Origin of the sequence: Enhygromyxa salina, from assembly GCF_002994635.1 — a bacterium.
Taxonomy (GTDB): Bacteria; Myxococcota_A; Polyangia; order Nannocystales; family Nannocystaceae; genus Plesiocystis; species Plesiocystis salina_B.
On the sequence record NZ_PVNL01000077.1, the window covers coordinates 52,035 to 71,995 of the forward strand.

Below are 19,961 nucleotides of genomic sequence, written 5' to 3' on the forward strand. Positions count from 1 at the left end.
CTCAGCGGTGGCCGGCCACCTCGGGTTCCGTGGTTGGCAACGAAAATTTGTTGCGACACGCAGACTCGACCCGTTGGACGAGCAGCTTGCCGGGCGAGCCGGCCACGAACCGCTCGCCGGCTCGTTGCGCCTCGTCAAACCGGTCGAGCTCGCACAGCGCGATGACCCGCAGGCCCTCGCGCTCGTTGGCCAGCTCGCCGTTCGGGAATTGCTCGGCGTGTTGGTCGAGCAGCGCGAGAGCCTGGGCCGCGGGCGCGTTGCGTGCCGCGCGGATCAGCTGCAGCTCGGCGGCGAGCGTGGCGGAGGCGCTCGAGCTGGTCGAGGTCGGGGAGGGCGTGCGGGCGCTGGAGGGCTGCGAGGTGGACGGAGACGGCTCGACTACCTCGGGAGGTTCTGGGGGCGCGCTCGAGTCCACGGCTTCGTTCGCGACCAGCTCAGACTCCTGGCTCACCCCCTCCGCGGGGTCTGGCTCCAAACTCGCGCTGACGATCGGCGCTCGCTCGGTCCGAGCACCCCGCACAACCTTCCCGACCAGCGCGACGCCGCCGAGCCCCACCGTGGTCAGACCGATGACGGCCGCGACGATCTTGATCGCGTGAACGACCTGACCGCCGCCCGCGAGCGCGGGCCCGGAGCCCGGCTCGGCGCCACTCAGACCACCGTCGGGCGGACCGCCAAGCGCAGCGTGAAACTGGGCCAGCATGTGATCTTCGACGCCAGCGGGCGGGCTGTGGCTCCCTTGCCTGAGGCTGCGCCCGATCGAGGCGTGGATCCGCGGATCGAGTTCGGTCATGACGGGGACTCCTTCAGCGCCATCGCCCCGTTGACGTGGGCGCGGGCGGTTCGCAACCGCCAGTAGACGGTGTTGAGGTTGGCGTCGAGCTGCTCGGCGATCTCGGGCGCGGTCAGCCCTTCGATCTCGGACAGCACGAACACGGCGGCGAGCTTGTGATCCAGCTGCGCGAGCACGTCGGCCAGGCGGCGCAGCGTCTCGCGGTCGGCGGCCTGTTCATCGAGGGCGGCCGTCGGCGCGCGCTCGGGGATCGCCGCGAGCTTTCGCTCATGTCGGGCCGCGCCCCGCCGCCGGGTCGCCGCCACCCGGCGGGCGATCCCAAACAGCCACGAGCGGATCGACTGCTGCGGATCCCAGGCGTGCCAGCGGCGGTGAACGACCATGAACACGTCCTGGACCGCGTCCTCGATCGCCTCGGGGCCGACGCCGTGATAGCGAAGCACCCGCCACACGAACCCCATCTCGCGCCGATACACGAGGTCAAACTCGTCGCTCGAAGCGCGCGCGAGGCTGGGCGAGGTCATCCGATCCACAGCGATTGCCGGCAGCGGCGGTTTCCGTGGTGGCCGGTCACGGTAGTCGGATCTCGACGCCCGCGAGCGCGCGGATGCCCACTGGCGCAGTGTCGAGGGCCGTTTGGTTGTCGAGCGCGAAGCCCCCGAACACAAACGGGATCAGCGCCTGGACCTCGAGGCCGAGCGCGACTCGCTCGGTCGGCGCCCAGCTCAGGCCCGGGCCGAGCACGACCTCGACGATCGGCTGCGTCGCCATCTCGGGGTTCTGAATCGGCTCGAGCGCGCGGGCCCGCACGGCCCCGGCCTCGATCCCGGCGCACAGGGGAAACTCGACGGGGCCGGCGTGGAACAGGTTGCAGCCCAGGGCGCCGACCGTGAAGCCGTCGACGCGAGCGCGACCCCGGTCATTGAGAGGGGGCCGAAGCGGCGGCAGCCAGGCGCCGCGCAGCTCGACCCGCCAGCGCTGGCCGATCACCGCCAGCCGGCCCATGACGGTGGCCGACCCAGCTTGCATCGGACCGTAGCCGCCGCCAGCGAGGGCCGCGATGCCGAACCGGACGCGGCCGCTTTGCTCGGGCGGGCGGTCTGCTCGGGCGTCGCTGATCACCAGCGTGCCGGGGTCCCACTCGTCTTCAACCGCGACGGCGGGCGCGTCTGGGCCTTCGCTGCGAGCCGGCAGGGGCGGCGCTGGCTCGAATTGTGGTTCCGGCTCCGGTTTGGGTCGTGGTTCGGGCGCGTGTGCCTCTTCATTGATCCGCGCCGCGACGGCGACCGGATCGATCGCGACGGCCAGCACCAGGGCCGTCGCGTCGATCGCCACCGCGCAGCTCTCGGCCACGAAGGTCCGGCGCTCGACACCGAGCGGGCCGTCGAGCTCGAGCCGCACCGACCACTGCCGTCGTGGATCCCGCTCGATGATCACCGTCGCGGTCACGAGCGCCGACGTCTCGGCGCGCGCGACCGACAGCTCGGGCGCGAGCACCTCGAGCCGCTCGATCATGCGCTGTCCACCCTGACACTCTGGCGCCCCCGCCCACCGAACCTGCAGGTCGTGGGCAGCCGGGGCGCTGGCCAGCAGCGCGGCGACCAAGAGCTTCGTGATCACGCACTCGCGCGGTAGCACGCGGGATCTTGCGGATCAAGATCGCAGGCGCGGTCGCAGGCGCCCGGCCAACTGGCCGTCCGGCTCAGGGGCCGACGTCGCCGCAGCTGTTGTTCTCGAACACGACACCGCTGAGCGACGGGTTGGAGAAGCTGTCGGCCCAGATCCCCCAGCAGTCGCTGTCGACGATCCGGGTGTTGATGAAGGTCGGCGAGGCGTCGTACAGGGTCACGTTGGCGTCCGAGTTGAATCCGCCGCCCGAGCGGATCTCCACGTGTTCAAACCGGGTCTGGCCGTCGATCGCGTCGTCCTGGATGCGGATGCCCGCCCACGCGCCAGGATCGAGCGCGTCCGCGCCCGTGAACACGATCGGCTGCTCGGCGGTGCCGATCGCGAGTAACCCCGAGGCGCCGCCATGTTGACTCAAGCGCAGAAAATTATCCGCCGCGAACGCGAACGTGACCCCAGGCTCGAGGGTGAGCACGCCGGGATCGAGCGCCGTACCTTCGAGATAGATGTGGGTCTCGGCCCGGTAGGGGACGCCGAGGTTGGCCCACGTCACGGCGTGGTCGATCTCGTGGTTGAACCCCCAGATCGCAATCACGTCGGCGTCATTGCCGGTTAGATCGACGCCGGTCTTGGGGATCGTGTGGACCTGATTCGCACGGATCTCGCCGCTGCGATCGCTGTCGTGGACCTGCAAGTCGGTGCTGTCTGGCAAGAACCGGGCGTTGTCTTCGAACAGGAACCCGGCGCTCTCGCAGCCGCGCAGCTCGACGTGGTCGACAAACACCCCCGCGTCGCTGGCATACAGGCAGCCGTCGGCGTTGAAGCCTCCGCCCCACTCGATGATCGTGTGGGTCAGGCGAAACGAGGCATCGACGGTGTTGTCGAACGCCCGCACCCCCGGCCACGCCCCCCGGTCGAGCGAGTTCATCGACGAGAGCACGACCGGCGCGGTCGGCTCGCCAAGCGTGATCAAGCCGGCCGCGCCCTCGTGATAGGCCAGGCGCAGCGGCGCGTCGTCGGCGAAGCGCACGGTCACGCCAGGGCCCAGCTCCAGCACCGCCGCGGCGTTGGCCGTGCCCTCGAGCGACAGCGGCGTGAACACGAAGTAGTCGACCCCCAGGTGCTCCCACGTGACCGACTCGTGCACGTCGTACCAGTCGAGCCCAGTCGCGTGGATGTAGATGCCATCCGAGTCGTTCCCGGTGTAGTCGCTGTCGGTCGCGGGCAAGCTGTGAACGTGTCCAGGGTCGACGAGGACCGGCCAGCCCATGGTCGCGTGGATCTGAAGGGCGGTGCTGTCGGGACTCAGGCGCGCGCCCTCGCGCAGCGCGAGGCCCCACTCTTCGGCGTTGGTCAGGGTCACGTGATCGACCAGCGCCTCGCCGCCCTCGACATAGAGATTGGCCTCGGTGTTGAATCCACCGCCGGAGTCGATCGTGGCGTGGTGCAGCTCGATCGTGCCGGCCGCTGGAAACACGCTGATCCCCTTCCACAGCCCCGCGCCCGTCCCCGAGTCCGAGCGCAGCTCTACGGGCGCCGCCTCGCTGCCGAACACGCCAAAGTCCGCGGTCCCGCCGTCGCGTGACACGAAGATGCCGGTCTTGTCGTATGCCCGGATCTCGACCCCCGGTCCGACCTGCACGCTGCCGCCCTCCACGAACACGTCGCAGGTGATGATGTGGGGGTTGAGGTCGGCGGCCCAGACCTCGTCGCCAGTGATCTCACCGCAGTGCTCGGGGCCGTGGGTGCTGACCCAGTCTTCGGCAGTGTCGGTGGTGTCCGTCGTGTCGGTGTCGGTGTCGGTGCCAGTCGTGTCGGTGGTGTCGCTGGTCCCGGTGTCGGCGGTGTCGTCGCCAACGATCACGCAGGCCGCAGTCGGGGAGAGCAAGAGCAGTGCCGAGCAAAGCGTGACAGTTCGCTGCCCACGGTGAAGCAGTCCGGAGATGGCGCCTGCAAGCGGGCGAGGAGCCTCGCCCGAGCTGAAAATAATCGTTGGGGTGCGCATGGTGGTGCCTACGACGAGAGCCTGACCGCTCGATTGCCCCAACGCGGCTTAATTCGGGCTTAAACGAGCTTAAGCAGACCCCAGCCGCCGATCGCCTAGCGAATCTCGAGCGCGAGCTCGGGCGCGAACATGTAGCCGTGGTCGTCTCGCTGCAGCACGTCGCGCAGACCGAGCTTGCGGAGGGTCGTCAGCGCGACGTAGACCCGATTGGCGCCCGCGCGCTCGACCACGTGCTCGTCGGGCCACCCCAGCGCGAGCAGCTCTCGCAGCTCCAGCGACTGACCTGGGTGAGCCAGGCGATGCTCCGCGAGCGCGCGCACCAGCCGGGTCAGCGGCCGGCGATGTCCCATGTCGACCCGCGCGTGCCCGGTGAGACAAAACCAGCTGCCGTCGCGCGCGACCGTGAGGCCAGGACCACCACGAGCTTCGCGCGGGGGGCCGTCGCGCTCGAGCAGCGCGCGGACTTGTGGCGACAAGGGCAGGGGGCCGTCGGGCTCGGCGTCAATGCACGCGCACTCGATCACCGCCTCGAGCTCGTGGAGGTTGCCGGGGAGCTCGTGCAGCAGCAGCGCGCGGGCGAGCTTGAAGTGCAGCGCGCGTGGCTCACCCGCGTGGCGCTCGGCGAAGTGACGAGCGATCGACGTCAGATCTTCGCGACGAGACGCGAGCGGGGGCACGTGGATCAGCCAGCGCTCGAGTCGGGTCGCCAGATCCGCCCGCACCCGGCCGTCGGCGACGGAGGCGGTGAGTGGCGTGCGGTTGCTGGCGATGATCCGCGGCCCGTCAGCGCGGTCGAGCTCGAGCAGCGGCAGCAAGCTGGCCTGCGAGCCCGGCGAGGCCTCGCCGACGCTGTCGAGGTATACGGTTGACTCGGGATCGAGGCGCTGAAGCTGCTCGGCCAGACCTTCGCTGGTCTGGGTCGCGCACGGGATCCGATGAAGTCGGCCCGTGCGACCGCTGCGCTCGTGGATGGCCTCGGCCAGCGCGGACTTTCCGGCGCCGGTCGGCCCCAGCAGCATCACTGTGATCGACCGTGTGGCGATCTTGTCGACCGCCTCGAGCAGCTTGGCGTGGGACCAACCGCAGCCGACCAGACCCGGCAGCGCGGGCGCTCGCGGCAGCTCGAGCGGCGCGCGGTGCAGCAGCAGCAGCACCCGGCCCAGGCCGATCAGCGCGCCAGCGTCGACAGTCGCGTGCTCGACCCGTCGCGCGTCGACGAAGCTGCCGTTGTGGCTGCCGAGATCCGTGAGCTCGACCCGCTCGCCGACGTCGGGCGTGTCGATGATCTCGAGGCGCAGGTGCCTGCGGGAGATCCGATCATCCTCGAGCACGCGGTCGCCGAGCTCGGCACAGCCGCGCCCTAGCTCGAGCGGCTCGTCGGGTCCGAGCACGCGTCGCCGACCGATCAACCCGGGGTCGCGCGCGTGGACGACGGTCAAGCACCAGCGCAGCTCGATCGCGCCGAGCCCCAGCGTGCTGGGATCGGCGCAGGTGGTCGCGGACCCGGCCATCGACGTCAGTGTGCGCTGAGCTGCGCGTCCCTCCAAGCCTGCGCGCGCGCGGTTTCGTGGGTGTAGATTGGACCGGCGGCGCGCAACACCTCGAGCGCATGGTCGACTTGCTCGCGGCCCGCGGCTCGGTGACCCAGCTGCCAGCGGGCCTTGCCCAGCGCGAGCTCGGTCAGCGCCCGGTCGACGGGCTGGGCCGCTGGGTCGGCTTGGTCAGCCAGCGCCAGCGCCCGCTCGAGCAGCGCGATCCCTTCGCTGTGTCGGCCGAGCTCGACGAGCGCGCTCCCGCTGCCGGTCAGCGGGTGGATCAAGGAAGGGTGCTGATCGCCGAGGGTGTGCTCGAGCATGGTCAGCGCGTCGCCGAACTCGTCGCTGGCCTGGGCGAACTCGCCGCGGTGGGCGTGGGCGTTGCCCAGGTTGTTGAGCACGTACGCGATCTGTGGGTGCCCGGGCGCCAGGGTCCGCTCGCGGATCGTGAGCGCGCGCTCGAGCATCACCGCCGCCTCGTCGACCCGGTCGAGCGCGATATAGAGAGTGCCGAGGTTGCTGAGCGTGGCGGCGACCTGCGGGTGCTCGAGGCCGAGCGTCCCCTCGTAGACATCCAGGGCGGCCTCGAAGTCGTCGGCGGCCTGATCGATCGCGCCCAGGCGGATCGCGGTCGCGCCCAAGTTGTTGAGCGCCGCGGCGACGCTCGGGTGGCGATCACCGTAGCTCTCGCTCACGATCGCGAGCACCCGCTCGAACTCGCCGCGTGCGAGGTCGAGCTGGTCGCGCTCACCGTAAGCGGCGCCAAGGCTCAGGCGCGCCGCCGAGACCCGTGGATGCAGCGGCCCGAGCTCCCGCTCGTAGAGCTGCACCGCGCGGCTGAGATCCGCTATCGCCCGATCGCCCTCGCCGCGGCGCATCGCTAGGGTCCCGAAGCTGGTCAGCAGGTCGGCCTGGATCTCGCCGCTCGCCCCGATCGCGTCCGCGATCGCCTGGGCGTTGCGTGCCCAGACCAGCCCGTCGTCGGTGCGCGCGAGCCGAACCCCGACCACAAACGCCAACAGCTTGGCAGCGTGAAGTCGGACCATCGCGTGGTGCGAGACCTCGGCCTCGAGGTACGCGTCGATCAGCGTGCGCTCGGCATCGGCGTAGCGAGCCAGCGACTCGAGCAAGAACCCGACTCGCAGCTGCGCCTCGGCGATCAGCGGGCGATAGCCAAGCGCGTCGGCGTCGGCGAGCGCAGCGGTGCCCAGGTCGAGACCGGACTCGAAGTGGCCCGCTCGCTGCTCCGCCGAGGCCCGAGCCAGGCGCGCGCGGAGGGCCTCGACCTGCTGCGCCAGCGCGGCGTCGCTGGGGGGCGCCAGCTCCATGCGCAGCGCGACCAAGTCACCGCACTCCGCCACGTCCGGGAGCCCGAGCGCGGCTCGAACCGAGGCCTCGACGACGTCATCATCGGCGTTGGCGAGGACGTCGACCAGCGCCGCGAGCTCGACCCGGCGATGCGCGAGGCAAGCCATGCGACGATCCAGCAGCTCGTCGGACTGCTCGCCGCGCTGATGGGCCATGCACGCGTCGCGGTGCATCGCCGTCCAGCTGCGCGCGTAGGCGTCGAGGTGGGCTTGGATCCGCGGCCATGCTTGCTCGGCGTAGCTGGACTCACGATTGAGGAGCGCGTCACGAACCTGGCTCGCGCGCGGCAGATCCCAGACGCCGACCAGCGCTTCGTCGGCGTCGCCACACGGTGGCTCGGGATCTGCCGCGGGGGTGATCAGGCGCAGCGCCGCGACGCTGGCCAGGCCAAGGCTGGACACGAGCGCGAGCAGCCCCCAGCGACGACGGCGGCGGCGGCTTGGATCGTCGCTCAGCGCGGCCAGCAGCGCGCCGAGGTCGGGCCAGCGGGCTTCGGGATCCTCGGATAGCCCGCGGGCGACCACCGCCTGCAACCAACTGGGAACCTCGCCGCCCGGCTCGACAATTGCTGGCCCCTGCGGGACCTGTGTCGCGAACGGGCGACGGCCGTGGAGCGCCTCGAACAACGCCGCGCACAGGGCAAACTGATCCGAGCGCGCGTCGGCGGCGTGGCCACTGAACAGCTCGGGCGCCATGTAACCGGGGGTCCCGACGATCCGTGGCGTGCCCTCGCTGCCCTCGTCGTCGACCTGCGCGAGCCCAAAATCGAGCACGCGGACGCGCCCGTCTTCACCCAAGATCGCGTTGTCGGGCTTGAAGTCCCGGTGGATCAGACCGGCGAGGTGAGCCGCGCGCAGGCCTTCACCGCACTGCAGATAGACCGCGATGATCTCGGTCCACGTCCGTGGCTCGGTCTGCCACGCGCGCAGGGGCTGACCGATCACGTACTCCATCGCGAGGTACACACGATCGTCGTGCTCGCCCACGTCATGGATCTGCACGACGTTGGGGTGGTTGAGCCGCGCGAGCGCCCGCGCTTCGGCCTGGATCCGCCGCCGCTGGCGGGGGTCGTCCGCGGCGTGCTCGTGGACGAGCTTGATCGCAACCCGGCGGTCGAGCTCGGTGTCGTAGGCGGCGTGCACGATCCCCATCCCGCCGCGACCGAGCTCGTCGAGGATCACGAAGCGTGCGATCCGGGTCGACGGGCCGATCAGCGTGTGCTGCCGAACCAGCCCCGCGGGGGCGTCGGTGGCCCCCATGGCCCCCATGGCCCCCATGTCCCGCGCGTCCCTCGAGCGGCGCACGGCGCTGCGCCGGGGCGGCTCGGTGTCGTCGAGCGACGCGCTCGCGGTCTTCGTTGGATCAGCGGTCAGAACGAAGGATCATAGCAAGCAACGGCTCGCACCGGCCGTGGCGCTGTCGCTGGTTCGCGGTGAGCGTGTGAGGGTAAGGTCCGGCCATGCGTCGCCGCCCGATCCTCTCGTTGCTCGCCCTCTCGGCCTCGCTCGTGTCGTTCACGGCCTGCGCCGAGCCGACCCCGGCGCCTGTCGATCCCTCGCAGGCAGACCGTGAGCTCCCCCCCGCCAAACCCTCGGCGCCCGAGCTCTCGGCCGAGCACATCCACGCGGCCGTCGGCTTCCTGGCCGACGACGCCCAGCAAGGCCGCGCGCCCGGGACCGAGGCCGACGCCCGCGTGCAAGCGTGGATCATCGAGCGCATGCAAGCAGCCGGGCTCGAGCCTGGCGGCGACGACGGCTTCGTCCAGCGCTTCGAGGTTGGCGACGGCGCCCGCCTGCGGGATGGCCAGCTCAGTCGGTTTGGCGCCACCCGGGGCCGGGTCCCAGACATCACCCACGAGATCGTTCCGTTCGGCCACGACACGGGCGAGACCGCGGTGATCGGCCGCCTGGTATTCGTCGGCCACGGCGTCCCCGGCGAAGCTGACGACCCCGGCGACTTCGCGGGCCTCGAGCTCGAGGGCGCGATCGCTGTGGCGCTGCTCGGCGCCGCTGATCCCCACGCGCCGCCGGCCAAGACCCGTCCCCAGAGCAAGCTGATCGCCGCCCGTGATCGCGGCGCGGTGGGCATGGTCCTGTGGGATCCCAACAGCGACGCGCCCTGGGCCAACCACGGTCAATTCAGCGAGCTCGAGATCCCCGCGGTGTTCGTTGGCAAGGCCGGCACCGAGGCCCTGCGTGACGCCATGCGGGTCGGCAAGCAAGCTGCGCCCAAGCTCGGTGCGAGCAGTCGGGCCGCGGTCGAGCTGCACACCCCGATCGAGCCGGTCGTGCTGAGCACGGCCAACCTGCTCGGCGTCCTGCCCGGCAGCGCTCCGGCCGAGACGCGCAAGCGGGTGATCATTGGCGCGCACATGGATCACCTCGGGCTCGGGACCTCGAGCTCGCTCGCGCCCGGTGAGCACGCGATCCACAACGGCGCCGACGACAACGCCTCGGGCGTCGCGGTCGTGCTCGAGCTCGCGGCCGCGCTGGCCCAGCTCACCCCCGAGCAGCGCCCCCACGATCTCGTGTTCGTGACCTTCGGCGCCGAAGAGATGGGCCTGCTCGGCAGCAAGCACATGGTCGAGGCGCTGCCCAAGTCCGAGCGTGCGCGGGTGTTGGCGATGCTCAACTTCGACATGGTCGGCCGCCTGCGCGACCAGGAGGCGCTCGCGCTCAACGGCACGGGCACCGCGAAGGAGTGGCCCGAGCTGCTCGAGCTCGCCAACCCGACCGGCGACACCCATCTGAAGCTCGCCGGCACCAGCGACGGCTGGGGGCCCTCGGATCACGCCTCGTTCTACGGTGAGGGCGTCCCGGTGCTGCACTTCTTCACGGGTGCCCACGATGACTATCACAAGCCCAGCGACGATCTGGACAAGCTCGACAGCGCGGGCGCGGCCGCGGTCGGCGAGCTGGCCGGGCGCATCGTGTTGGCGCTGCTCGACCGCCGTGAGTCGCTGACCTATGTGAAGGTCGAGCGGGCGAGCATGGGCCGGACCGTGTTTCGCGTGTCGCTGGGGACGATGCCCGACTATGGGCGCGAGGTCGACGGCATGGCGCTCTCGGGCGTCAGCGAGGGCGGGCCCGCGGCCGCGGCGGGGCTGCAAAAGGGCGACGTGATCACCCGCATTGGCGCGCGGGCGGTTCACAACATTGATGACTATATGGCCTGCTTTGGCGAGCTCGAGCCTGGAGTCGCCGTCGAGATCGAGTGGACCCGCGACGGCGCCACCCAGACCGGCCAGCTGACCCCGGCCGCGCCCCGATCGAAATAGGCTGTAGTGATCGGAGGGTGCTGCGCGCGTTGTTTTTTACCTCGCCTGAATACCCGCTTCACTGATGCAGAGCGGCGTTTAGTTTCTACCGACGGGAGCGGAGGCTGGCCATGATCGGCAAGTGCACGCAGTCTGGCCGTAGGAGAAGAACCCATGCAAAGCTCGCAAAGCGCAAACCGCAAGTTGCTGGTCACCGCCACCTGTGTCTCCGCGTTGCTCGCGGTCTCGGTGGGCCTTGCTGGTCCGGCAACGGCGCATTCGGGCGACGATCTGAGCGGCGCCAACTTGTCGCTCCACGAGTACGCTGCCCAGCGGATTCTCGCGCTCTCCGCCTCGAATCTCTTTTACACGCTTCCGGGCCGCGGCGGTGGCGGCGGTGGTCCTGGCACCCTCGCGTGCGGGGCGGGTGACGTGGCCGTGGGAATTTACGGGAGGTCAGGCATCTACATCGACCAGCTCGGGCTCACATGCGCGTATCTGATGGACAACGGCTCGCTGGGTCCCACCTACGACACAGGCACACTGGGTGGACAGGGGGGCGGCTCATTTCGGCTGATCTGTCCGTTGGGACAGGCGATCGTCGGCTTTCATGGTGGTAGCGGCACGCTCGTGGATCGGCTGGGGCTGTACTGCTCTGGCGTGGCCAACTGGCGATCCCACGGAAGTGTTGAATATGTGACGAGCGCCGCTGGTGGCGGTGGTGGCGGGAGCTTTGCCGACCTGTGCCCAAGCGACTACGTGGGTGCGCGCATCAACGTACGGACGGGTATATACGTTGATCGGCAAGAGCTGCTCTGCGCGTATATTTATCCCTAGTTGGTTTCGCAGGGCCGGCTGCGCTCGAGCTTCCAGCCCATGCCCGCGCCCGGACCGGCGATCGACGTCTCGAGCCGGTCGCCGAGCACCGTGTAGTGGATCTCCTGTGGGAAGTCGTGCTCGTAGTTGGCCCACACCCAGACCTGGGCCGACGCCGGGACCTGGACCGGGTAGCGGGCCTCGCTCGGATCGATCGGTGCAAATTCGGTCGGCTCGGCCTCGCCTGGCTGCGCGACGTAGACGTGCCCGCGCCTGTGATGCCGCAGCGCCAGGCGCTCGATCAGCTGGTACTCACCAGCGTCGTCGCGGGTCCGGCCCTCGCCGCGAAGATCTCGACCGTCGACCCACCAGCGCTCGCTCATGGCCTCGCCCTGCCAGGTCCCGCACAGCAGCTTCGCGTCTGGGGGCATCGACGCGCAGGCTCCCAACACTGGGGCGCAGACGAGCAACAGGGCCAGGCGCAGGCGGGGCATGTGGCGATGGTAGCGGATCCGTTATGCTGGTGCCGCCATGCTCGTCGTCATCAGTGACATGCACCTCGCCGACGGCTCGGCGGGTGACCACAACCTCGCGCCCCAGGTCTATCACGACCTGCTCGATCAGCTCGCCGAGGCGCACGCCAAGGTCCGGCGCTTCAACCCGCACAGCCGCGTGGAGATCATCTACGCCGGCAACGTGTTCGAGCTGCGACGCACCCACTTTTGGTTCGAGCAGGGCGACCACAAGCCGTGGCGCCACTTTGACACGGCCAAGGACGCCGCCCAGGTCAAGCCGCCGCGCAGCGGCGAGTACCTTCAGCGGGCGGTCCAGCTGTTCACGCGGATCATGACTCACCAGAACGTCGCGCCGATCAAGGGGATCCTCGGCGACCGCCTCGCGGATCGCTTTGGTGGCGTCGAGCCAGTCCGCGGCTACCTGCCTGGCGACGCGGATCGCATGATCAACATGAGCCCCGATCTGCGCGCCCGCGTGATCGACTTTCTGGGCCTCGACCTCGGCCGCGAGCAGCCCTGGAACGCAGAGCAGCGGTTCCCCAACGCCTGGTACGACGCGAACCATGGCGTGTTCATCCGCCACGGTCACGAGTGGGACGTGTACTCGTTCGAGGGCGACGCGGCCAAGCCCGAGGACTACGACAACATCCCCATGTCGGATCTCATCACGACCGAGCTGTTCGCTCGCCTGACCTACGAGGCCAGCGTGATGCAGGGCGGAGCCGACGCCCCCGCCGAGCTCGTCGCGCAGTTCAACCGCAAGCTGCAGCAGATCGACAACGTGCGCCCGGTGTCCTCGCTGGTCAGCTGGCTGGCCTATCACTTCTCGACCCCGATCGAGCAGAAGCTGCTCGCAACCTGCATCGAGCGCGCGCTCAACAACTTCAAGAATCAAGAGTACGTCAAGTGGTGGCTGTCGGCCGCGGGTCACGACAAGGTCTGGACACCCGTCGACGAGGCCGATCGGATCGAGTGGCTGCTCGAGGGGCTCAAGCACCTGTGGATGGGCAAGGCCAAGCTGGCGCTGGCGATCTACGACAAGGTCGCCAGCTACGATCCATTCGAGCGCTTCGTCGATCATGCGGCCAAAGAGCCGGTCCTGCATCAAGCCGGGTCGCCGATTCACTATATTGTCTATGGTCACACCCACGAGGCCGTGCACACGCCGCTGGGCATGGTCGGCGACGGGCCGGCGCGGCGCATGGCCCACTACATCAACAACGGCAGCTTGCGACCAACCCACACCGTCACTCGCGACGGGCGCGACTTCTTCGTGTCGGAGACGCTGGATTTCTCGATCTTCTATCGCGCCGACGAGAAGCCCGGCGCGACCGGGCCAACCTTCGAGCTGCGCACGCTGACCCGCTCACGCCAGTAGAGCGCCCGTTCTAGCTCCGGGCCCGCTGAACAGCGGACGAAGCATCAGGGTGAAGTCCGCGAGCGCGGCAACGTCCCCCGCGCGCGAGGTGACCGCGCTGTCGCCGTAGAGATCTTCGATGCCCTGGCACCCGCTGCGGCCACGAGATCGGGTACGCTCCACCGCGTGCGCACGCTGATCATCGCATCGTGTCTGGTGCCGCTGCTCGCCGGCTGCAAGGACGCCCCCAAGCCCCCTTCCAAGGTGGTCGCCCAGGATCCCGCGCCCACCCCCAAGCAACGGGCGAAGGCCAAGAAGCCGGCGCCGTCGGGGGTCCACGTCCGGATCCGCCGCCCCGACAAGGAGAGCTGCCAGCGGACCCTGTGCGTCGCGGGCCCGGGCGAGATCTACAGCGACTCGAACCGCGATCTCGGTGAGCTGTGCGCGCGCGGCCACGGCGTGGTCCAGCGCTGCGAGGGAGACCGCTGCGACAACGTGTGGGCCGTCGAGAACTGGCGAGCCGGCCTCGACGGGATGATCGCCAGCCTCGACGCCAACGGTGACGGCAAGCTCGACGCGGGCGATCCCGGCTGCGCGATCAACCTGGCTGGTTGGTCGACGGGCGGCGTCGTGGTCAGCCAGGACATCCCCAGCGCGCTCATCGAAGATCCGAACGTGGACGCTGCTCACGCGCAGATCCAGCATCTCATCGCGATCACGCCCTATGCGTCGAAGTTTGGACCAGGCGCCGAGGTCGAGACGCTGGTGATCCCCGACAGCGTGAGCAAGGCGTTCATCTATCGCCACACTGCGTCGCCCCCCGACGACTGCTCGGCGTCCTTCGAGGGCGGGCCCTGGCGCAGCCCCGCGCCCGTGTGTGGCGAGCAGACCACGTGCTACGACTACGACTACTCGCAGAACCCCGAGCTCGCCTACCTCGGTCGCCGCGGGGCCAGGTCGGGCGCGATGATCGGGCATTGTAATGTGGTTGCGCTGGTCGCGAAGGTTGGGCTCGACAACCTGGTGCGTGGGGAGGAGGGCTATCAACAGTGGGTGCCGCCTTACAGTGACGGGACCCATGGCGGGCGCGAGTATGTGGCGGGTCCGGATAAGCCGGATCCGATCGTCGTGCTGCCGAACGAGGTCGAGCCAGACTGAGCTCACCGGCGCGAAGCCAGGAACTCTCCGAGCGAGCGATAGTACGTCTTCCCTTGCTCGCGGGCGCGCGACCAGCTCGGGGGCATCGGGCCAAATACAACCTCGCACACCTCGTCGAGGCCGCGTGCGAGCGACAGTGAGGCCCGCCAGGTCATGCTCAGCTGCCCGCGATCCGTGTCGATCACCAGTGTGTCCATTGGCGCGGAGGTCTCGACCCGACTGTTGTCAGCGCGGATGAATTCCACGGGCATGTGCGTCGGCGGCAGCGAAAAGCGAGACAGGCCCGTTGGGGTGAGGTTGACCAGCACGCACGGCTCGCCGCCGCTGGGCCAGGCGATCTGTTGATCCGACGGCGCGGCTTGCAGAAAATCCCAGCTGAAGTCGGCAGGCAGAAACGGAAAGTCCTGATCGAGCCAGCGCTGATCGTAGGTGCCGGCCAGCGGTGCGCGAGGCAACCAGCTGCGGCCGATCGGGCCCAGGGCTGCCGGCCGGTGACGGGTCCTCGGCGAGCGCACCGGATGATCGGGGTACTCGCAATTCGGCGCGCGGAGGCCATCCAACGCCGCGCCGCGGGCGAATGGCTCATACCCGACACCAACCGGGTTCTCTCGCAGCGCGTCGAAGCTGCCGGGATTGTGGGGATCCTCCCGCGTGCCCCCGAACGCCCGATCATAGCTGATCGGCGTGCGCTCGAATGGGACCGGCGGGCTCAGGTTGGCGCCGCCGATCCCACCGGTCCACACGCGATCTCCGTGCACGCGGATCGCTTTTCGCCAGTTGCCGACGCGGACCTCGACCTCGCAAGTTTGGCAGGCGCGGCCGCCAGGCGCGTGGGCGGAGCCGTGGACGAGCACGTCACAGCGCGGCTTGTAGGCGGCGTAGTCATTCTCTGCGATCAACGGCGAGCTGGCGGGATCGTCGGCGAAGCGGTCAACCTCGAGCAGCGGGGCTCGAGCCGCGCGTGGGAGCAGGTTCGCCTGGCTGCCCTGGTGGACGAGCTCGTAGCTCTGCTTGGCGACGACCACCAGTCGATCGCGTCCGTCGGGATCCACGGTGATCGTGTAGTCGACGGGTCCACGCAACGCGGTGCGGATCAGCATGGAGCCCCGTGGGCGCGCACGACCAGCGCGGATCGTTCACCGTGATGGTCCCCGGCGGTGCACAGAATGACCGGCCCGGGCAGATACCCGCGAAGCAGGGCTTGATGGGCGCGGGTGATCTGTACGAGGCCAGCGCTGGTCCCGACATCGCCCAATGTCTCGGCGATGAGCCAGATCGGCATTGACTCGACGCGAACACGCAACAATCGCGTGAGGGCGAGGATGTGCTCTTTGAACTCGAGCGCACCGCTGGCACCGTGGGCCTGACGTAGGGCGATGTCGTGCATGCCAAGGCCGGCCTCCGTCAGCGCCATGCGCATGGCTGCGACCAAGCCGTCAGCCCGCAAGGGCGCGCCCGAGCGAATCGATGGTTCGTCGCCGAAGCCCAGACCGATCAACTGCAGCTGCGGTGTGCGGCCTTGGGTCGCTCGCACGAGCAGCGCCGCTCCGGCCTCGCCGGGGATCGTGCCATCGCTACCCAAGGTCGTTCGCAGCGGCCGGCGATCCGCGAGCCATGCCAGCGAGCGCCCGTCGAAGAGCGAGTCTGTCGCGCACACGATCGCGGCGCCGACCTGGCCCTGAATGAGGAGCTCGCGCGCGAGCGCCAGCGCGCGAAAGCCAGCAGGTGGGCCACCGCGTAACACGTGGACCACCCGCGGCTGCGGCCCGTCCCCCAGGGCACCCGCCGCGACCGTGCCCAGCCATCGCGCGCGTCCCTCGTCGATCACGGGCCGATCGGGCTCACAGCAAGCGACAATCACCGCCAAGCTGGACCGGTCTTCGCGGGTGACGTGCTCGGCGAGCTCCTCCATCGCGGTGGTGAGTAACGCCGCCGCCCGCTCGATCGCCGGCCGCTCCGGCTCGAGCAGGGGTACCGGAGCGCCGATGATCGCCCGGCTGTCCGTGTGATAGCGGATCTCGGTGAACGCGTTGATGCTCGCTCGCATGGCGGCGCAGGCTGGCGCGCTGCCGATCCCGACGGCGCTGACGAGGCCGGTGGCGACGATCGAGACCGGCTTCATGTCGTACTCGGGATCCGGTGACCGAAGAAGTAGCGAGCGCCGAGCTCGTAGCGCTGCGCGTCCTCACTGTCGAGCCATGCTTCGATGCGGGCGGCGACTGTCAGCGCCTGGAAGTTGCGCTTTTGGTAGAAAAACGAGCAATCGATGCCCGTCGATGCCTCGAATCGGCGGCGGAAGAACGGCTGCATCATTTTTTCGTAGCCGCTGTCGCCGAGGTGATCGAGTAGGCGCTCGGCTAGCTGGCGGACGCCGAAGGTCTCGCCGAATACTACGATTGTGTTCTCGTCGCCGACCTTGGCGAGGACTTCTTCGTAGGCGGCGTGGACGCGCTTGTCGTAGTCTTCGTAGACGGCGATGGCGTCGCCATCACCATTGGGAGCCCTGGCGAGAGGGCCCCACTCTGGCTCGAGCATGGTCGTGAAGTAGGCAGGGTGCTCCATGGCTTCGAGGGCAACCTCGTACTCCCCGGGAGGTTTCCGAAATGTATTGTGGTTATAGTTGAGGTGAATGTGTTCGACAGCAGCGAGGCGGCCCCAGACAGCGAGGCTGTCGCAAAGCTCAGCCGCAGCGCCGAAGGGCGGGGCGTCATCGATCCAAGCCATGATGGCCTCGTGCTGCGCGTCCGTGCCGGCGTCGCCGAGCAGAAACGTTGCCGTCTCGTTGGTCAGCGGATTGTTGAGCGACAGCTTTGACTCCAGTAGTGTGTCGAGTTGCTGAAACTGGCCGGAGCGTGCTGCGCCGAAGTGGCGACGGATGATGTCCCACTCGGCGCGGCAATACTGGTCCTGCCGCTGGGGTGACCACAGCGCGGGCGTGAAGTAGCCACGAAACTTCCAGTCAACGGCGATTGTCTCTTGTCCGGGATACATGGTTTTACCAGTTGTCCGTCATCAATTGGTCGATGGACTGGCAATCGACGCACAGGGTTTGTTGGGGCTGAAGGTTATCATGGTTCGTGGGGCAACCGCCATACTCTTTCGGCGTCAGATGGTTTATGCGCGCGAGCTTCTTCGAGTCGGTTTGCAGCTTTTCGAATACCTTGGCTACGTGAGACGTCTGCTGCGCTTTGGGTAGCTTTGTAGACGCCAGCATGGCCGCTTGCTGCACCGGTGAATGTGAGGCCATGAACATCCCGAACAAGTCGGTGCCGGTGAGCAGCGGGCGGTGGTAGTGCTTGGCGTGCCAATCGCAGTATTTTTCTCGGTAGGCGTTCCATTTCGCCTCAATCTGATCGTGTCGCTCTTTATCCGGCTCCCGAAACACGTCACAGGGCGGCGACGGGAACACCTTCCCGGTGCAGGTACAAAAATTCTTCTTGGTCATCCGCAGAATTCCAAGCTCCTCGGCTCGCTTCGGCCTGTAGTTGTCCCGCCCGGGCTCCATCCCCATCGCCTCCCGCATCGTCAGGGGTTCTTGCCCTTCCTGAAACGCCGCGGGACACGACTGCTCGCCACAGCAGGGGCACTGCTTGTCTTTCACTCGCTTGAGCGCGAGGGCGTGAGCCTCGGACAAGTTCGGCAGCGGGGGCGTCCCCCCCGGATAGCTCCCGTGGTTCGACGTCGCCAGGTCGTGATGCCGAATCACCCCCTTGCCCTCGACCTCGACATCCAGTGACCAGCTGCCAAAGTACGTCTTTCCCGTGATCTGATGCGTCACCAAGTTCGCGCCAAAACTCTTGGTCGCGGGCTCGTTCCCAAGCGGTGACGTTGCGAGAAAGGACTGGTCCCGCAACCCCACGGGCTTGCCCCCGATCTTGACCCGCTTGCTGCCCTTCTTCAGATCGCGCGCGCTCGAGCTGAGCGTGTAGGGGACGGGCACGGGACCCGCGGGTGGCCCAGGTGGGCTGTTGCACACGTCAGGAAACGCCCCGGTGACCTTGCCGTGATCGCCCTTGCTGAGCACCTCGCGTCCGTTCGCGTAGACTTTAGCCATCTTGCACTCCCAACCCTCGGACCAGAGTAATCGTGTCGCTCGAGGTCGCACCCAGCGCCCGGACTTGCTGGGCCACCCAGGTTCGGGTGTTCACCTGAGCGAGCCCCGCGCTGCGGACCGCGAGCTCGAGCCCGAGCGCATGGTTGCGCCGCAGCGGCCCGTGGCGAAGTTGCTCGAGCAAGTTGGATGACGACCACGGCTGGCCCGCGAGCAGGCGGGGCGCGGATAGCAAGTCCGCGCGTCGCTGGGTCCACCACTGAGCGAGCGCGACCGGTTCGGGCATCGGCAGCAGATCGTCGGAGCTCAGGGTGAGATCGGCGTCGAGATCGTCGAGCGCGAGCGGTGGCAAGCCGTCCTCCGCCAGCGGGCGATCCTGCCACAGCTGCTCTTCTTCGCCCGTCAGCCCAGTGATCGCACAGATGACTTCACCAGCCAGCGGACCGAGCTTTGCGTCACCCAAGTGCGCCAGCGCGAGGTCGACCGCGGCGGGACGGCCACAGACACTCGCAGCCCACAGCAGGTCGGCGAGCTCGAGCGCGTCGCCGCAGGCCCCCAACCGCGCAAGCAAGCGCTCGTGAAGCTCGATATCGCCGATCGCGGCGACCCAGGTCAGCGCCCGCCGCCGCGTGCTCGGGTCGTGTTGCTCGAAGGCCATAGCTTGGGCGGCCGCCCACGCGCTGCGTTGCTGCCGGATCAGCCCGCTCTCGATCGCCTCGGCGCGGACCCGCGGATCCTGATGATCAAGTAGTGCCGCCAACGCGTGAGCGCTGGCCGGGTCGCGGGCGTGGCGAGCCGCGTAGGCAGCCGCGCCCAACAGCTCGGGCTCGGGCCGCGTGAGCAAAGTGGTGAGCTCGCGCGGACTCCCACCCCGATCGGCGAGCGCCCGGACCAAGCCGGCGAGTCTGTGTGGCTGAGCCTCCGACTCGGGGGCAGCGATCTGGGTTTGCAACCAGCCGTCGAGCCCGGCCGGCTGCGCGAGGCAGAGCGCCCGCGTGACCCCCGATGTGAGCGCGTCGTCGTTGCCACCCAGTGCGTCCAACAGCGGGCCCCACGCCGATGTTGGCGCGAGCGTCAACACGGCCAAGCTCGCCGCGGCGGCACGCGACTCGTCGGCGGTCTCGAACATCGAGAAGAACATCGGCCAGATGACGGGCTCGAGCGCGGCTGGGCCAGCGACGCGCAAGCCGTCGAGGTGGAGCTCGACCCGCGACTCGAGCAGCTCGGCGAGCCCACCCAGGTTGAAGTCGGGAGCGTCGAGCCCGTCGTGCCACGCCTCGAGGGTTGCCTCGAGCTCATCGAGGTGCCGCTCGACGACCGGCCAAAGTGGGCTCCGGGAGAGCGAGCGTGCCGCGGGCATCGGCCATGATACCAGGCCGACAGCGACAGTGTAACTCCCGGGCCCAACGAGGCTGCCGCGCCGATGAGCACGGCCTGACCTGGTGCCCGCATGGGATAGAGACGGGATCATGTCGAGCTCG

At 68.8% G+C, this 19,961-nt stretch carries 16 protein-coding genes; 4 read left to right on the forward strand and 12 right to left on the reverse strand.

Translation table 11 applies throughout. The features are described from left to right. Window position 1 precedes the first annotated feature (1 nt). From ENSA7_RS20150 to ENSA7_RS20180, 6 genes are all read right to left on the reverse strand, one after another. Window positions 2-793 (reverse strand): hypothetical protein, encoded by a 792-nt coding sequence (locus ENSA7_RS20150; protein WP_106090941.1) that lies wholly within the window; start codon window positions 791-793, stop codon window positions 2-4. Next, window positions 790-1,317 carry an RNA polymerase sigma factor gene (locus ENSA7_RS20155; RefSeq protein ID WP_106090975.1) on the reverse strand — a complete coding sequence of 176 codons (528 nt, stop codon included), beginning with the start codon at window positions 1,315-1,317 and terminating at the stop codon, window positions 790-792. The genes ENSA7_RS20150 and ENSA7_RS20155 overlap by 4 nt, the downstream gene beginning before the upstream one ends. Before the next feature lie 46 nt (window positions 1,318-1,363). Next, window positions 1,364-2,413, reverse strand: coding sequence for a hypothetical protein (locus tag ENSA7_RS20160; protein ID WP_106090942.1), 1,050 nt, complete (start codon window positions 2,411-2,413; stop codon window positions 1,364-1,366). A gap of 82 nt (window positions 2,414-2,495) precedes the next feature. Then, window positions 2,496-4,307: a hypothetical protein gene (locus ENSA7_RS20165; RefSeq protein ID WP_181233932.1), complete on the reverse strand. Its 1,812-nt coding sequence runs from the start codon at window positions 4,305-4,307 to the stop codon at window positions 2,496-2,498. Between the two features lie 212 nt (window positions 4,308-4,519). Next, window positions 4,520-5,935 carry a sigma 54-interacting transcriptional regulator gene (locus ENSA7_RS20175; protein ID WP_106090945.1) on the reverse strand — a complete coding sequence of 472 codons (1,416 nt, stop codon included), beginning with the start codon at window positions 5,933-5,935 and terminating at the stop codon, window positions 4,520-4,522. A 5-nt stretch (window positions 5,936-5,940) separates the two neighbouring features. Then, window positions 5,941-8,595, reverse strand: a complete 2,655-nt coding sequence (locus tag ENSA7_RS20180; RefSeq protein WP_181233933.1) for a serine/threonine-protein kinase — start codon at window positions 8,593-8,595, stop codon at window positions 5,941-5,943. A 191-nt stretch (window positions 8,596-8,786) separates the two neighbouring features. On the opposite strand from ENSA7_RS20180, the gene ENSA7_RS20185 reads away from it, so the two are divergent. Continuing rightward, window positions 8,787-10,604 (forward strand): M20/M25/M40 family metallo-hydrolase, encoded by a 1,818-nt coding sequence (locus tag ENSA7_RS20185; protein ID WP_106090947.1) that lies wholly within the window; start codon window positions 8,787-8,789, stop codon window positions 10,602-10,604. 153 nt (window positions 10,605-10,757) lie between these two features. Next, on the forward strand, window positions 10,758-11,420 hold the full coding sequence (locus ENSA7_RS20190) for a jacalin family lectin (protein ID WP_146157910.1): 663 nt from the start codon (window positions 10,758-10,760) through the stop codon (window positions 11,418-11,420). On the opposite strand, the gene ENSA7_RS20195 is transcribed toward ENSA7_RS20190, so the two are convergent. Then, complete coding sequence (locus tag ENSA7_RS20195; RefSeq protein WP_106090949.1) at window positions 11,417-11,893, reverse strand: hypothetical protein; 477 nt, start codon at window positions 11,891-11,893, stop codon at window positions 11,417-11,419. The two genes, ENSA7_RS20190 and ENSA7_RS20195, sit on opposite strands and share 4 nt — an antisense overlap. 37 nt (window positions 11,894-11,930) lie before the next feature. On the opposite strand from ENSA7_RS20195, the gene ENSA7_RS20200 reads away from it, so the two are divergent. Further along, window positions 11,931-13,292, forward strand: coding sequence for a hypothetical protein (locus ENSA7_RS20200; protein ID WP_106090950.1), 1,362 nt, complete (start codon window positions 11,931-11,933; stop codon window positions 13,290-13,292). 165 nt (window positions 13,293-13,457) lie between these two features. Continuing rightward, a complete protein-coding gene (locus tag ENSA7_RS20205) occupies window positions 13,458-14,429 on the forward strand; it encodes a hypothetical protein (protein WP_106090951.1) in 972 nt (323 codons plus the stop codon). 2 nt (window positions 14,430-14,431) lie between these two features. On the opposite strand, the gene ENSA7_RS20210 is transcribed toward ENSA7_RS20205, so the two are convergent. The 5 genes from ENSA7_RS20210 to ENSA7_RS20230 are packed head-to-tail and all read right to left on the reverse strand — an operon-like array spanning window position 14,432 to window position 19,840. Next, entirely contained in the window at window positions 14,432-15,529 is a 1,098-nt protein-coding gene (locus ENSA7_RS20210) for a DUF2169 family type VI secretion system accessory protein (RefSeq protein WP_106090952.1), read from the reverse strand. Further along, window positions 15,523-16,551 carry a hypothetical protein gene (locus ENSA7_RS20215; RefSeq protein WP_106090953.1) on the reverse strand — a complete coding sequence of 343 codons (1,029 nt, stop codon included), beginning with the start codon at window positions 16,549-16,551 and terminating at the stop codon, window positions 15,523-15,525. The genes ENSA7_RS20210 and ENSA7_RS20215 overlap by 7 nt, the downstream gene beginning before the upstream one ends. Then, window positions 16,548-17,420, reverse strand: coding sequence for a hypothetical protein (locus ENSA7_RS20220; protein WP_106090954.1), 873 nt, complete (start codon window positions 17,418-17,420; stop codon window positions 16,548-16,550). Before ENSA7_RS20220 ends, ENSA7_RS20215 begins: the two co-directional genes overlap by 4 nt. Window positions 17,421-17,424: 4 nt before the next feature. Then, complete coding sequence (locus ENSA7_RS20225) at window positions 17,425-18,483, reverse strand: PAAR-like domain-containing protein (protein WP_106090955.1); 1,059 nt, start codon at window positions 18,481-18,483, stop codon at window positions 17,425-17,427. Next, entirely contained in the window at window positions 18,476-19,840 is a 1,365-nt protein-coding gene (locus ENSA7_RS20230) for a hypothetical protein (RefSeq protein WP_146157911.1), read from the reverse strand. Before ENSA7_RS20230 ends, ENSA7_RS20225 begins: the two co-directional genes overlap by 8 nt. Window positions 19,841-19,961: the final 121 nt, after the last annotated feature.